Raw genomic sequence first — 14290 nt, 5'->3', positions numbered from 1 at the left:
AACGGCGACACCGTCGTCGGCGAGAAGATCGCCGAAGCGATGGAGAAGGTCGGCAAGGAAGGCGTGATCACCGTCGAGGAAGCGAAGGGTCTCGAATTCGAGCTCGACGTCGTCGAGGGCATGCAGTTCGACCGCGGCTATCTGTCGCCATACTTCATCACCAACCCGGAGAAGATGACGGTCGAACTGAACGATCCGTACATCCTGATCCATGAGAAGAAGCTGTCGAACCTGCAGGCGATGCTCCCGATCCTGGAAGCCGTCGTCCAGTCGGGCCGTCCGCTGCTCATCATCGCCGAGGACATCGAGGGCGAGGCTCTGGCCACGCTCGTGGTGAACAAGCTGCGCGGCGGCCTGAAGGTCGCGGCGGTCAAGGCACCGGGCTTCGGCGATCGCCGCAAGGCGATGCTGGAAGACATCGCGATCCTGACCAAGGGCGAGATGATCTCGGAAGATCTCGGCATCAAGCTGGAGACGGTGACGCTCGGCATGCTCGGCACCGCCAAGCGCGTCCAGATCGACAAGGACAACACCACCATCGTCGATGGTGCGGGCGACCATGACGCGATCAAGGGTCGTACCGAAGCGATCCGCCAGCAGATCGAGAACACGTCGAGCGATTACGACAAGGAGAAGCTCCAGGAGCGTCTCGCGAAGCTCGCCGGCGGTGTCGCGGTCATCAAGGTCGGTGGTTCGACCGAGGTCGAGGTCAAGGAGCGCAAGGACCGCGTCGACGACGCGCTGCACGCCACGCGCGCAGCCGTCGAAGAAGGCATCGTCCCCGGTGGCGGCACCGCGTTGCTGTACGCAACCAAGTGCCTCGAGGGCATGAAGGGCGCGAACGACGACCAGACCCGCGGTATCGATATCGTCCGCAAGGCGCTGTACGCGCCGGTCCGCCAGATCGCGCAGAATGCGGGGCATGACGGTGCGGTGATCTCGGGCAAGTTGCTGGAAGGCAACGACCCGTCGATGGGCTTCAACGCGCAGACCGACGTGTACGAGAACCTGGTGACCGCCGGCGTGATCGATCCGACCAAGGTCGTGCGTACGGCACTGCAGGACGCGGCATCTGTCGCTGGCCTGCTCATCACGACCGAAGCGGCCGTGAGCGAGATGCCCGACGACAAGCCCGCCATGCCGATGGGCGGCGGCGGCGGTATGGGCGGCATGGGCGGCATGGACTTCTGATTTCGGACGGGGCGAGCAATGCTCGCCCCGACACGAAATCAGAACGGCCGGCGAGCCGGCGGTCAAGCCGCCGGTCTCGTCCGACGAAGAGTACCCGCTTCGTCCTGCTCGGACCACCCAGCCAACTCCCGCGAAGGGGCCGGCGAATTATTTTCGCCGGCCCCTTTTGCGTGTCCCCAACTCAAGCTAATACTCAACTCGTCGATAATACAGCACGTTTCGTCGACGAATGGAGGCAGTCATGGCAGGCAATATGGCGCTGCGGGTGGTTCCCGCGGCGTTGGTGGCACTCGGCCTCGTAGCCGGCGGCTGGGCGATGGGCAACGGGCTGGTCCGAGCGAAGGCGGCGGGTCGCGAAGTGACGGTCCGCGGGCTGGCGGAACGCGACGTCGTCGCCGATCTGGCGACGTGGACGCTCGACTATTCGGCGACCGGCGGCGACCTGACGACGGTGCAGGCGCAGATCGACCACGACACGCAGGCGATCCAGGCCCTGCTGACCGCCAACGGCTTTACCGCGGACGAGGCGTCGGTCGCCGGCACGACGGTGAACCAGTTCCGCAACAACCAGGGCGTGCTGACCATCACGATCCGCCAGAAGCTGCAACTGCGCACGACCAAGGTCATGCAGGCCCGGCGCACCTTCGCGCAGCAGACCGCGCTGGTCCGCCAGGGCGTCGCGCTGCAGGACAGCAGCGGCATCGTCTACAGCTTTACCAAGCTGAACGCGTTGAAGCCCGCGATGATCGGCGAGGCGACCCGCGACGCCCGCGCTGGCGCGCAGCAGTTCGCGCATGATTCAGGTGCCGGCGTCGGCGCGATCCGCCATGCGACGCAGGGCTATTTCACGGTCGGTGCCCGCGACGGCGAGGGGGAAGGATCCGGACAGGCGTCGCCGTTCCAGAAGGTCCGGGTGGTCACCACGGTGGATTTCCTGCTCGACTGACCGACCGACGATACCGCCACAGGGGATGAATCAGGCATAGCAGCGGGGCCGATCGCCGCCGAAATGGTGGCGTCGGTTATATCCGGCGACGACGAAACGACGCACGATACACTTCGACCGGACCGTTCCGGCAGGGGGATACGCGCGCACCGTGGCAGACAATGTCGGCCTTCACGACCTGATCGGGTCGCTCGCGGCGTCGATCGTCGATGCGCAGGGCGTGGTCGAACGGCATTTCATCGCGCTGGTCGGCCGCTATTTCGCCGATGACGGCCGCGCCCACAGTTTGCATCTGCAATTGCCCGACACGTCGACCGGTGCCGCGCAGGGCAGCTTCGTCCACATGGCGGTGCCGCTGCTGTCGCTCGTCGAAAGCAGCATGCTGGCGATCAAGGAAATGCAGATCGACCTGGAGGTCGAACTGGGCGGCATCAGCGATATCGCATCGGGCACGCCGGACGCACCGCTCGGTGCGCCGATCGACCTGCCGGGGATGCTCGGCGACGACAGCCAGCCGAGTGCCGGACCCGTCGGCCCCGCCGGGCCGGTCGCGGCGCACGATATCGGGTCTGCGGGATCCGGCGCGCCGCCGGCCAAGTCGCTGACCGTCGGCATCGGATCGCGAAGCGACAGCGGCGGTCCGATGGCGAAGCTGAGCATCAAGGTCGAGGCGCGTGCGCCGACCGAAGGGATGCTGCGGCTCATCACGCAATTGAACAAGGTCGTCTGACAAGAGGAGAATTCGAATGCCGATCAATATGGGTGACCAGTTCCGCGGATTGCCGATGGGCGATCTCATCGGCGGCCCGCTGATGGCGGCCTGCGACGCGCAGGTCCGGCTGGCCAACGCCACCGCGCAATTCATCCAGGTGGTGGGCTTCGTGCCGAAGGCGAACGCGCAGCCGCAGCCGGACGGATCGATCGCGCCGGCCGACCTTCAGGTGCGCACGGTCGATTTCCAGTTCGAACGGCCGCAGGACGGTGCCACGGCGGTCAACGGGATCATGCCGACGGAGACCGTGTCGCTGACCGTCCCGCTGCTCGCGATCGTGAAGGTGCCCGCGCTCGCCATCGACACGGTCGACATCACCTTCGACATGGAGGTGAAGAACAGCGAGTCGGAGAAATCGTCCGAGGACAAGGAGGGCAAATTCTCCGCCGACGCCAGCGTCAATTACGGCATCTTCAGCCTGAAGGTCCATGTCGAGGGTTCGGTCGCGACGCATAAGGAAAATACCCGCTCGACCGATCAGAGCGCGAAATACCATGTCGAGGTGCATGCCGCGGACAAGGGCATGCCCGAAGGGCTGGCCCGCGTCCTCGACATCATGAACACCGCGATCGCGCCCAAATCGATCGTCGCCAAGGCTGCACCCGACGCGCCCGACGCGCAGCATGATCTGGCGAGCGGCCCCGCCGCGGCGCACGGTCTGGTCGCGGAGCACGCGACCGTCGACAGCACCGCGCATAAGGACGGGGGAACCACCCACACGCTGGTGACGAACGACAAGGGCAAGCTGGTGGAAGTCTGATCGGAGCGATCGAACGATGCTCGCCAACACCCGTATGTTCGACCTGACCGATGTCGGCTATGTCAAACGCATCACGCTCGGCAGTCGCCATCCGGAGAATTTCGAGACGGACGACCAGCTGGATGCGGCGAACGACCTGCTCAACCGCTGTCTCGGCGACTATCCGCGCGGGCGGTTGATCGGGATCGAAAAGTCGTTCCGGTTGCTCGGCTACGGCGAGAATATCGTCGTGCTGCAATGGACCTGCTACCATGTCGGCTTCCCGTGGAAACCGACATGGCTCGAATGATCGCGATGCGCGACCTCGCACAGGCTTTGGCGCATGCGGGTAGGACACCCGTTCGCGACGGCGCTACCGTCGCGTCGATCGAACTCGAGATCGCGGCGCTGGCGGCGGCGACGCCGAACGGCGACGCGTTCTGGGCGATGCGTCTGCGCTATCCTGATCCGCCGCGCCTCCTTTCGTCGCGCCTCGCCCTGTTCGCGCGCTGGCGCCGCGCGCGCCGTCGACGTGCCGGCGTCGGTGTCGCGCACGTCCTGCTGCGCTGGACGCCCGCCCGTCTCGACGCGCTCCTCGACGGCCGGCCAGTGGCATTTTTCGAACTAACCCCGTCAGGAGCATCGCCGCGATGAGCACGCCGCCCACCACCCATCATGACGCACATTCCACGGCGGGCCACGAACCGCTGATAGCATGTTCGCCCCGGCACCTGCCCGACGATCTGCTGATCGCTTCCGGACGCGTTGCGCGGCGGGAAAATCCGCGCAACCACCCGATCGCGATCAACCGGCTGAAGACGCTGGACCCCAGTTTCCAGATCACCGCCGAACATATCGCGGTGCTGGCCACGAAATTCTGGCGCACCAAAGGGTTGCGGCTGACGGTCGGTTTCATCGACACGCCGGACAAGGGGCTCCCCGAACGGATCCTCGGCCATATGAATGCGTGGAGCGATACCGCCGACGTCACCTTCGTCCTCTACACCGCGGACGAACAGGCACGGCAAAGGGCGGCGGGAACCGACACCGGCGAAGCGCAGGTCCGGATCGCGCTGAAGAAAGGCGACGGGCATTGGTCCTATCTCGGCACCGACATCCTGCTGGCGCAGCCCGGGCAACCGACCATGAATCTCGACGGTTTTTCGATGACGACGGCGGAGTCGGAATTCTTCCGTGTCGTCCGGCACGAGACCGGCCATACGCTTGGCTGCCCGCACGAACATATGCGCAAGGACCTGATCGACGATATCGATCCGGCCAAGGCGATCCCGTTCTACGAACAGTCGCAGGGTTGGACGAGGGACCAGGTCGTCCAGCAGATCCTGACACCGATCAGCGAAGGGTCGCTATGGGGCACCGGTGCGGCCGATGGGCATTCGATCATGTGCTATCAGATCCCGGGCAGCTTGACGCTCAGCGGCAATCCCATTCCGGGCGGCACCGATATCGACGCCAGCGACCGGGCATTTATCGCGCTGGTCTATCCCAAGGGTGCAGGCAACGTCGCGAATCCGCCGGCTACCACCGCGGTCACGGCGGTGACGGCGGCGCACGATACCACCGCCGCACCGGAGCGGGCGTCGGCACCGGTCGATCCGATCGCGAACGCCGACGCGGCACATCGAAGCCAGCACCGCGATTGCGTGGAGGTCGAACTGAAGGGGGGCGTTCGTCTCAACGTCCAGCCGGGAGCCACCGGCGATCAGATCAAACGAGTCGTCGATGCGCTTGGGGTCTAGCTTCTCTTCATCGCGGCGATCAGCTTCTTGACTTCCTGGCTGCGACCGCGCGGCAGGATCAGGACATCGTTGCCGCTGGCGACCACGATCAGGTCGGACACGCCGACCATCGCGATCCGGATACCGTCGCTGCGAGCCAGACAATCCCTGGTGTCGATCGCCAGGATATTGCCGCGATGGGCGTTGCCGTCCGCGTCGGTCTCGCTGATCGCGTGCAGCGCGTCCCAGCTGCCGACGTCGTTCCAGCCCATCGCGACGGGGACGACGGCGACGCGGTCGGCCTTTTCCATCACCGCATAATCGATAGAATCGTCGGGCGATGCGGCGAACGCGTCCGCATCCGGGTGGATGCGGATCCCGTCATGCGTGGCGGCGGCCATCGCCCTTCGCGTCGCATCCAGCATTAGCGGGGCGTGCGTCGCCAACGCGGTCAGATAGACGTCCGCGCGGAACAGGAAGATACCGCCGTTCCAGGCATGCCCGCCCTCGGCGACCATCGTCGCTGCGACATCGGCGGGCGGTTTCTCGATAAAGCATTCGACCCGGTGGACGCCGTCCGCCAGCGTTTCGCCGATCTTGATATAGCCATATCCCGTTTCGGGCGCGTCGGGTTCGATGCCGAACGTCACCAGCCATCCCTGCTCGACCAGCGGCAGCGCAGCGTGGATCGCGGCGTGGAACGCATCGATATCGGCGATGACGTGATCCGACGGCATGACGAGCAGCGGCGACGTGGCATCGTGTACCGCCAGCGCGGCCAGCGCGATCGCGGGCGCGGTATTGCGGCCGGACGGCTCCAGGATGATCGCTTGCGTCCGCGTGCCGCCGTCGCGCAGCTGTTCCTCGACCAGATCGGCATGGCGTGCATTGGCGACGACGATCGCGGGCGCGAACCGCTCGCCGACCGCGCGGCCGGCGGTCAGTTGCAGCATCGTCTCGTCCGCGGTCAGCGCCAGCATCTGCTTGGGCATTTCCGGCCGCGACATCGGCCACAGCCGCGTCCCCGATCCACCGGAGAGAATGACCGGGATGATGGTCGAAGCAGGCATCGGACTGGGCATCGTTCCTCCCCAAGGGTTCAAACCCATGTCGGCGCGGTTTACGCGGGCCCGCACGAAGCGCAAGGAGAACGCGTCGATCCGCTTCGTTCAACCTTTCTTCGCTATTTCCTGCGACATGCCGCTGACGTGTCGGATATCCTTACACCGCGCGGTGGCAGGCGACGATCGGGAACGCGACGATCATGTTCAGGATGTTCAAGCATTACATACCGCATGCGGTCCTGTTGCTCGGGATCGTCGACGCGCTGTTGCTGTTCGCTTCAGCCGAGATTGGCTGGGTCGTGCGTGCGCACCAGATCGATATGACCGTGGGACCGATTACCACGCGATTGCCCCAGCTTCTCATTTTCGTTTTCACCTTGCAGATCGCGCTCGTCGCGGTCGGCGCGTACGGTGCCGCGTCCTTCCTCTCGTTGCGCTTTGCGGCGGCCCGGCTGGCGGTCGCGATTTCGCTGGGGGTAATCCTTCAGGCCTTGCTGTTCTTCCTGGTGCCGAGCTTGATGTTCTGGCGGTCGAACCTGTTCTATTCGATGATCCTCGCGAGCATCCTGCTGGTCGTGGTACGCGCGCTTCTGGGACGGACATTGGGCGGCGAGACGTTCAAACGGCGTGTCGTGATCCTGGGTGCCGGCCAGCGTGCCGCGCGGATCCTGGAACTTGCGGATCAGCCCGGCGTAAACTTCATCGCGGCCGGTTTCGTGGCGATGGGCGAGGCGTCGCCCACCGTCGCATCGGCCATCCACCGCGACGCAATCCCCAATCTGGCAGCCTATGTCGTCGAACGGCGCGCCACCGAGATCGTTCTCGCTCTGGAGGAGCGGCGCAATGCGCTGCCCGTCAAGGATCTGCTGCGAGTCAAGACCACCGGCGTGACGGTCACGGAAATCTCGAGCTTTCTGGAGCGTGAGACGGGGCGTATCGATCTGAACAGCGTCAATCCGTCCTGGCTGATCTTTTCCGACGGTTTCGCGTCGAGCCGGATGCTGTCCAGCGCGTTCAAGCGCGCGTTCGACATCATCGCCAGCCTGTCGTTGCTGGTTTTCACCCTGCCGATCGTCGTTTTCACCGCCATCGCTATCAAGCTGGAATCGCGCGGGCCCGCGCTTTACCGGCAACGTCGCATCGGGCTGTACAATCAGCCGTTCGATATCGTGAAGCTGCGATCGATGCGGCAGGATGCCGAGGTCGCGGGGCAGGCGGTATGGGCGGCGGAACGCGATCCGCGCATCACCCGCATCGGCCGCTTCATCCGCAAGGTGCGGATCGACGAACTGCCGCAAACCTGGGCCGTGCTGAAGGGGGAGATGAGCTTCGTCGGGCCGCGCCCCGAACGCCCCCAATTCGTCGATGAGCTGGAACGGCACCTGCCTTATTATGCCGAACGCCATATGGTGAAGCCGGGCATCACCGGCTGGGCACAGATCAATTATCCCTACGGCGCGTCGATCGAGGATTCGCGGCACAAGCTGGAATACGACCTGTATTACGCGAAGAATTATTCGCCCTTCCTCGATTTGCTGATCCTGCTCCAGACGTTGCGTGTGGTGCTCTGGCCGACAGGCGCGCGATGACGATGGCGACGGATGGTCCGCTGGTCCTGTGGAGCTATGCTCTGACGGCGTTGCTGTTCGGCGCGCTTGCGCTCGATGAAGCCAGACGTCCCACCGGCGGCTGGACGGGGCGCATGTTCGTCGCAGCCTTGGTGCTCACCGTCCTTTGGGCATTGGCGATCGCCGGCATCGGCGACCGCGACGTCAGCGCCGGGGTCGCCGAGGCGCTCCGCAATATCGGCTGGCTGATCTTCATGTTCCTCCTGGTCCGTAGAGACCGCTCCGGCAATGCCGCGCTGGCGAGCGTTTATGTGGTCGTCATCGCCCTTGCCGGACTTGGCGGAATATGTGCGATGGTCGAGGCGGTGCCGCTTGGCCGCCAGACGCTGCTTGCGATCGATGCCGCGCGGTTGGTGTTCCGGATGATGACCGCTGTCAGTGCGCTGGTCCTCGTCCAGCATCTACAACAGGGTGCCCGATCCGCCGGGCGGCTGCATGCGCGGCTCGTGGCGTTGGCGCTGGCGGTCATGTGGGGCGCGGATCTGCTGCTCAACCTCGCCGCCTGGGCCAGTGGGGGCTGGCCAGCGTCGTTGGTCGTGACGCGCGGCGCGGCGATGGTTGGGGCCGCGCTGGCATTGTGGATCGCGTCTCGACACCGCGGCGACGGCGCGCTCGGTCTGTCGCGAACGATCGCCATCCGGTCGCTCGCCGCGGTCGCGGTCATCGTCTATGCCGGCAGCACGGTGCTGCTGACGATGTTGGCCGACTATCTTGCGGGGGGCTACGCCCGCGCGTCGCAGGCGGCGATCGTGGTCGGCGCTACCGCCGCCTTGCTCGCGTTGTTCTCGACGCCGTGGGTGCGCGCGTGGACGCGGGTAAAGGTCGCCAAGCATCTCTTTCGTCATCGCTACGATTACCGGGTCGAATGGCAGCGTTTCGCCGATACGCTTGGCCGGCAGGGCGAAGGAGCCGCGCCGCTCGACGCGCGGATCGTAAAGGCGATCGCCGACATCGTTCACGCGCCGGCCGGGCTGATGCTCGTGCCGGACGGTGCCGGGCTCGGCTGCGGCGCGGGCTGGCATTGGTCCGGCGATCCGGACGGCGGCGCGGGCGAGGCGCTGGTGCGGCATCTTGTCACAACCCAGCGGATCGTCGAGTTCGGCCCGATCCGCGCGGGCGATGCGCCGAAGGAGGATGCCGACGCGATCCCCGAATGGATGATCGCGGTGCCCGGTGCCTGGGCGCTGGTTCCGCTGATCCACGGCGAGACATTGGTCGCGGCGATCCTGCTCGTTGAGCCGCCGGTCGGCCGCGCGCTGGATTGGGAGGATTTCGACTTGCTTCGTGTCGCCGGGCGACAAGCCGCAAGCTATCTGGCGGAGGAGCGCGCGCATCTGGCGTTGGCCGATGCCAGGCGGTTCGACGAATTCAACCGGCGTTTCGCCTTCATCATGCATGACATCAAGAACCTGGCGAGCCAGTTGACGCTGGTGGCGCGCAACGTGGAACGGCATGCGAACAATCCCGATTTTCGCGCCGACATGGTCGCGACGCTGAACGAATCGGCGGAGCGGATGACGATGCTGCTCGCGCGACTGTCGCAGCATAGCGGGCAGCGTGCCGAACCGCTCCAGCCGGTGGACCTCAACGCGCTGCTGGTCCGCATCGCCAACACCAGGCGGATGCAACATCCGATTGCGCTCGCGCTTGGCGTCGTGCCGCCGGCGTCGGCGCAGGCGGGCAAGCTGGAGCAGGTCATCGGCCATCTGGTTCAGAACGCGATCGAGGCGAGCATCCCCGACGCCGCGGTGACGCTCGCGACGGGAATGTCGGCCGATCGTATCGCGATCGAGGTGGCGGATCGCGGTTGCGGGATGTCGCCGGCCTTCATACGCGACCAGCTGTTTCGGCCCTTTGTCTCGTCCAAACCCGGCGGTTTCGGGATCGGCGCGTTCGAGGCGCGGCAGCTCGTTCACGCGATGGGCGGCACGATCGCGGTAACCAGCCGTGAAGGCGAGGGGACCCGCTTCACGATCCTGCTTCCCGTCGCCGCGGCGTTGGAGCAGGCGGCGTGACCGACAAACCCGTATCGCTGCCCACGCTCCTGATCGTCGAGGACGATCCCGGTCTCCAGCGGCAATTGCGCTGGGCGTACGAAGGGTATGACGTCCTGACCGCCGCAACGCGCAGCGAGGCCATCGACGCGATGCGCGCGCACTGCCCTGCCGTCGTCACGCTCGATCTCGGACTTCCCCCCGATCCCGACGGCACGACCGAGGGGTTTCTGGCGCTCGGCGAAATCCTGCGGTTCGCGCCCGAGACCAAGGTGATCGTCGCCTCCGGCCACGGCGCGCGCGACAGCGCGCGGACCGCGATCGCCGACGGGGCGTGGGATTTCTATCAGAAGCCGATCGATATCGATGCGCTGGGGCTGATCGTCGCGCGGGCCTTTCACGTCCACGCGCTGGAGGCGGAGAACCGCCGGCTTGCCGCGCGCAGCGAGGGCGAGGCGCGGTTCGGGGGGCTGCTGTACGCCTCGCCGGAAATGGCGAAGGTCGTCCACACGCTGGAGCGGGTCGCGCCTGCGGACGTATCGGTGATGCTGCTGGGGGCAAGCGGGACGGGGAAGGAATTGCTGGCGCGCGGGCTTCACGACGCATCGCCGCGCCGGCGCGGATCGTTCGTCGCGATCAATTGCGCCGCGATCCCCGATACGCTGCTCGAGGCGGAGCTGTTCGGGTATGAAAAGGGCGCGTTCACCGGTGCGGTGAAGACGACCGAAGGCAAGATCGAACAAGCCGCGGGCGGTACGTTGTTCCTCGACGAGATCGGCGACGTGCCGCTCGCGCTTCAGGTCAAGCTGTTGCGGTTCCTGCAGGAACGCACGATCGAGCGGATCGGCGGCCGCCGTGCGATCGCGGTCGATACCAGGATCGTCTGCGCCACGCACCGCGACGTCGATCTGATGGTCGCGGACGGCAGCTTTCGTGAAGACCTGTATTATCGGCTTGCCGAAATTATCGTGAAAATCCCGACGCTTGCGGAGCGCAGCGGCGATGCGGCATTGCTCGCGCGCCATTTCGTCGGCCGCTATGCTCGAACGATGAACGCCGCGATTACCGGATTGTCGAGCGACGCGCGTGCCGCGATCGACGGCTGGGGCTGGCCCGGCAATGTCCGCGAACTGGAAAATCGGATCAAGCGGGCGGTCATCATGGCGGATGGCAAGCGCGTGACCGCCGCCGATCTCGATCTGAACCGCCCGATCGACGGCGTCGAGCCGACGTTGCGCGCCGCCCGCGAAGATGCCGACCGGCGTGCGATCCACCGCGCGATGGCACGGTCCGACGGCAATATCTCGGGCGCGTCGCGGTTGCTCGGGATCAGCCGACCCACGCTGTACGACCTCCTGAAGAGCTACGATCTCCATGGCTGACGTGACCTATCCCCTGTATCGCCCCCGGCGCCGCCGGTTCCGCATCCGGATCGGGAACCGGCCGCGGTTGATCGCGATCTGCGCGCTGTGTCTCGCCCTGGTCGCGGGAACGATCGCATTGCTGCATCGTCAACCGGCACCCGATCCCGCGCGTTCGCTGGCGAATGCGAAGCAGACGCTGGCCGCCGGCAATTACAGTGCCGCGCGCAACAACGCCTTGACCGCGTCCAGGAGCACGCCGCAGCGCGCCGATGCCGAGGCGGTCCTCGCCCGTGCCTATCTCGAACTCGGCGATGGCGGCGCGGCGGAGGCCGCGTTGATCCGTGCGCGCGACGCCGGGATGTCCGCCGACCGGCTCCATCCCCTGCAGGCGCACGCGCGCCTGCTCCAGGGCGATCCCGACGGCGCGCTGGCGGAGGCGGCGAAGGCGGCATCGCCCGACGCCGACTATGCGATGCGGGTCCGCGCGTTGGCGCTGGCGGCGAAGGGCAATGTCTTCGGCGCGCAGGCCCTGTTGCAAGGCGTTCTCGAACAGGCTCCGCGCGACGCGGCGGCGTGGACGACGCTCGGGCGTATCCGCTTCGATGCGGGTGATATCGGGGGTGCCGCGGATGCCGCCACGCACGCCGCCACGCTCGCACCCGGGGAGCCCGCGGCGCTGGTGCTGGAGGGCGAGGTGGTGCGAAGCCGCTACGGGCTCGCTGCCGCATTGCCCTGGTTCGACGCCGCGCTGAAACGCGACGCCTATTATCCCCCGGCGCTGATCGACCAGGCGGCGACGTTCGGCGATCTCGGCCGGAACACCGACATGCTCGCGTCCGCCCGCGCCTTGATGGCGGCACGCCCCGGCGACCGCTACGCATTGTATTTCCAGGCGGTGCTGGCGGCGCGTGCGGGGCGGCTCGATCTGTCGCGCAGCCTGTTGTCGCTGACCGGCGACCGGGCCGACTTCCTGCCGGGCGCGATCCTGCTCGGCGGCGCGATCGATTATGCGCAGGGCAAGGACGAACAGGCGATCGGCAAGTGGCGGCGGTTGCAGCAGATGCAGCCGCTGAACATCGGCATCCGGCGATTGCTGGCGTCCGCCTTGCTTCGTTCCGGCGATGCCGCGGGTGCGCGCGAGATGCTGCGTCCGATCGTCCTGCGCGGCGATGCCGACGCCTATTCGCTGCGTCTGGCCGCACGCGCGTTCGAGGCGGGCGGCGACCGGGCCGCGGCGGCGCTCTATCTCGACCGTGCGTCGGCGGGCGGCAGCGGCGCCGCGCCGATCTTCGCGAGCGCCGACGAGATCGGCACGCTGCAGGCCGGTGCCGCGCAGGCACCGGGCGATCCGACCTACGCGATCGGCATCATGCGCGGCTTGATCGACCGGGGCGATACCGCCGGTGCGATCGCCAACGCGCGGTCGCTCGTGGCGGCCAGCCCCGGTGCGCCGGCGGCGCAACTGGCGCTTGGCGATGCACTGGTCGCGGCCGGTCGTTACGCCGACGCGGTCGCCCCCTATGCACGTGCCGCCGACCTGTCGTTCGACGAACCGACGATGCTTCGGCTGGTGGACGCCGATGGCCGCGCCGGGCATGCCGGCAACGCCGCGGCGACGCTTGCGCTGTACCTTGCGCAGAATCCGCAAAGCGTCACCGCGCGGCGGTTGCTCGGGCATCTGCAAGTCGTCGGCGGGCAGTTCGATGCGGCGATCGAAACGCTGGAAACCGTGCGCGGTACGGTCGGCCAACGCGATGTCGCGTTGCTTGCCGATCTCGCCGTCGCCTATGCCGGCGCGGGCGACGGCGATGTCGCCCGCCGCTATGCCGCGACCGCTTATGCACTGGCACCGATGAGCGCGGGTGTCGCGGATGCCTATGCGGTGGCGCTCGTCGCGGCCGGCGATACCGACGGTGCGCGGCAGCTGATCGCGAAGGCGACCGCGCTTGCCCCCAAGGATCCGGCGGTCGCCGCGCACCGCCGCCAGATCGGGGGCTGACGGCGCGGCGGGCGCGGGGTAGGGCGCAGGCGTGACCGATCCCCTCGACCGCATCGCCGCCGCACTCGAACGGCTGTCGCCGCCGCTGCCGGCCCCCGCCGATCCGCTGGCGCATCCGGCCTATGTCTGGCTCGACGGCACGCTGATCGCGGCGCGTGCGTTTGCGCCGTTGCCGCTGGCGATGCTGTACGGGATCGATCGGCAGAAGACGGCATTGCTCGCCAATCTGCGCCGGCACGCCGCGGGTCATGCCGCGCAGGACGCATTGCTATGGGGCGCGCGGGGCACGGGCAAGTCGGCGCTGGTGAAAAGCGCGGTCGCCGCGGTCCAGGCGGAGGATGACGATATCGCGCTGGTCGAGACGACCGCGCTCGATCGTCTGCCGGTCCTGTTCGCGACGCTGGCAGCGGTGCCGCGGGCCTTCGTGCTGTTCGTCGACGATCTCGGCTTCGACAATGCCGGCGATGCGCGGATGCTTCGATCGATGCTGGAGGGAGGCGCTGAACCGCGTCCGGCGAACATCCGGTTGCTCGTGACCGCCAATCGCCGCCATCTCCAGCCCCGCGACATCGCCGAACAGGAAAGCGCGATCAATCCGCGCGATGCGGTCGACGATCACCTCGCGCTCGCCGACCGGTTCGGGCTGAGCCTCGGTTTCCACGCGCTCGACCAGGACGGCTATCTGGCGATCGTCGCCGGCTATGCGGCGGCGCACGGACTGGCGTTCGACCCTGCCGATGCGATCGAATGGGCGACCAGGCGGGGCAGCCGCTCGGGGCGGGTGGCGTGGCAATATGTCGTCGAGCTGGCGGGCCGGGCGGGGCGGTCGCTCTGATTTCCTCTCCCCGGCGAAG

Annotated in this window: 13 protein-coding genes; 12 read left to right on the top strand and 1 reads right to left on the bottom strand. The window is 67.0% G+C overall.

The features are described 5' to 3' along the window. The 7 genes from groL to HUU99_RS03705 form a co-directional block, all read left to right on the top strand. On the top strand, window positions 1–1191 hold a 1191-nt coding region (gene groL, locus HUU99_RS03735), incomplete at its 5' end, for a chaperonin GroEL (protein ID WP_174285227.1). Window positions 1192–1432: 241 nt separating this feature from the next. Next, the gene (locus HUU99_RS03730; protein WP_174285226.1) at window positions 1433–2137 is read left to right on the top strand and encodes an SIMPL domain-containing protein; all 705 of its coding nucleotides are present in this window, start codon (window positions 1433–1435) and stop codon (window positions 2135–2137) included. 151 nt (window positions 2138–2288) lie between these two features. Next, entirely contained in the window at window positions 2289–2867 is a 579-nt protein-coding gene (locus HUU99_RS03725; protein WP_174285225.1) for a DUF2589 domain-containing protein, read from the top strand. A 16-nt stretch (window positions 2868–2883) separates the two neighbouring features. Then, window positions 2884–3669, top strand: a complete 786-nt coding sequence (locus HUU99_RS03720; protein WP_217430754.1) for a DUF2589 domain-containing protein — start codon at window positions 2884–2886, stop codon at window positions 3667–3669. A gap of 16 nt (window positions 3670–3685) precedes the next feature. Next, window positions 3686–3958 (top strand): hypothetical protein, encoded by a 273-nt coding sequence (locus HUU99_RS03715; protein ID WP_217430753.1) that lies wholly within the window; start codon window positions 3686–3688, stop codon window positions 3956–3958. Then, a complete protein-coding gene (locus HUU99_RS03710) occupies window positions 3946–4302 on the top strand; it encodes a hypothetical protein (protein WP_174285224.1) in 357 nt (118 codons plus the stop codon). Before HUU99_RS03715 ends, HUU99_RS03710 begins: the two co-directional genes overlap by 13 nt. Next, window positions 4299–5408, top strand: coding sequence for a peptidase M12 (locus HUU99_RS03705; protein ID WP_174285223.1), 1110 nt, complete (start codon window positions 4299–4301; stop codon window positions 5406–5408). Before HUU99_RS03710 ends, HUU99_RS03705 begins: the two co-directional genes overlap by 4 nt. Here the strand turns inward: HUU99_RS03705 and HUU99_RS03700 are convergent. Next, window positions 5405–6457, bottom strand: a complete 1053-nt coding sequence (locus HUU99_RS03700; protein WP_174285222.1) for a mannose-1-phosphate guanylyltransferase/mannose-6-phosphate isomerase — start codon at window positions 6455–6457, stop codon at window positions 5405–5407. The two genes, HUU99_RS03705 and HUU99_RS03700, sit on opposite strands and share 4 nt — an antisense overlap. Window positions 6458–6651: 194 nt before the next feature. Between HUU99_RS03700 and HUU99_RS03695 the strand changes: the two genes are divergently transcribed. Genes HUU99_RS03695 through HUU99_RS03675 form a run of 5 tightly spaced genes read left to right on the top strand, consistent with a single transcriptional unit; the run spans window position 6652 to window position 14271 of the window. Continuing rightward, complete coding sequence (locus tag HUU99_RS03695) at window positions 6652–8040, top strand: TIGR03013 family XrtA/PEP-CTERM system glycosyltransferase (protein ID WP_174285221.1); 1389 nt, start codon at window positions 6652–6654, stop codon at window positions 8038–8040. Then, window positions 8037–10094, top strand: coding sequence for an XrtA/PEP-CTERM system histidine kinase PrsK (gene prsK / locus HUU99_RS03690; protein WP_254602901.1), 2058 nt, complete (start codon window positions 8037–8039; stop codon window positions 10092–10094). Before HUU99_RS03695 ends, prsK begins: the two co-directional genes overlap by 4 nt. Next, the gene (gene prsR / locus HUU99_RS03685) at window positions 10091–11455 is read left to right on the top strand and encodes a PEP-CTERM-box response regulator transcription factor (protein ID WP_174285220.1); all 1365 of its coding nucleotides are present in this window, start codon (window positions 10091–10093) and stop codon (window positions 11453–11455) included. The genes prsK and prsR overlap by 4 nt, the downstream gene beginning before the upstream one ends. After that, a complete protein-coding gene (locus tag HUU99_RS03680; protein WP_174285219.1) occupies window positions 11448–13436 on the top strand; it encodes a tetratricopeptide repeat protein in 1989 nt (662 codons plus the stop codon). The genes prsR and HUU99_RS03680 overlap by 8 nt, the downstream gene beginning before the upstream one ends. 31 nt (window positions 13437–13467) lie before the next feature. Then, complete coding sequence (locus tag HUU99_RS03675) at window positions 13468–14271, top strand: DUF815 domain-containing protein (RefSeq protein WP_174285218.1); 804 nt, start codon at window positions 13468–13470, stop codon at window positions 14269–14271. Window positions 14272–14290: the final 19 nt, after the last annotated feature.

It is taken from the genome of Sphingomonas bacterium (assembly GCF_903642285.1).
Taxonomy (GTDB): Bacteria; Pseudomonadota; Alphaproteobacteria; order Sphingomonadales; family Sphingomonadaceae; genus Sphingomonas.
This window is presented reverse-complemented; position numbering and strand designations above follow the sequence as displayed.

Bases quoted from the DNA above. Each gene is read 5' to 3' on its own strand.
- HUU99_RS03730 (WP_174285226.1), top strand. From the start codon at position 1,433: ATGGCAGGCAATATGGCGCTGCGGGTGGTTCCCGCGGCGTTGGTGGCA.
- HUU99_RS03720 (WP_217430754.1), top strand. From the start codon at position 2,884: ATGCCGATCAATATGGGTGACCAGTTCCGCGGATTGCCGATGGGCGAT.
- HUU99_RS03715 (WP_217430753.1), top strand. From the start codon at position 3,686: ATGCTCGCCAACACCCGTATGTTCGACCTGACCGATGTCGGCTATGTC.
- HUU99_RS03710 (WP_174285224.1), top strand. From the start codon at position 3,946: ATGGCTCGAATGATCGCGATGCGCGACCTCGCACAGGCTTTGGCGCAT.
- HUU99_RS03705 (WP_174285223.1), top strand. From the start codon at position 4,299: ATGAGCACGCCGCCCACCACCCATCATGACGCACATTCCACGGCGGGC.
- HUU99_RS03700 (WP_174285222.1), bottom strand. From the start codon at position 6,457: ATGCCTGCTTCGACCATCATCCCGGTCATTCTCTCCGGTGGATCGGGG.
- HUU99_RS03695 (WP_174285221.1), top strand. From the start codon at position 6,652: ATGTTCAGGATGTTCAAGCATTACATACCGCATGCGGTCCTGTTGCTC.
- prsK (WP_254602901.1), top strand. From the start codon at position 8,037: ATGACGATGGCGACGGATGGTCCGCTGGTCCTGTGGAGCTATGCTCTG.
- HUU99_RS03680 (WP_174285219.1), top strand. From the start codon at position 11,448: ATGGCTGACGTGACCTATCCCCTGTATCGCCCCCGGCGCCGCCGGTTC.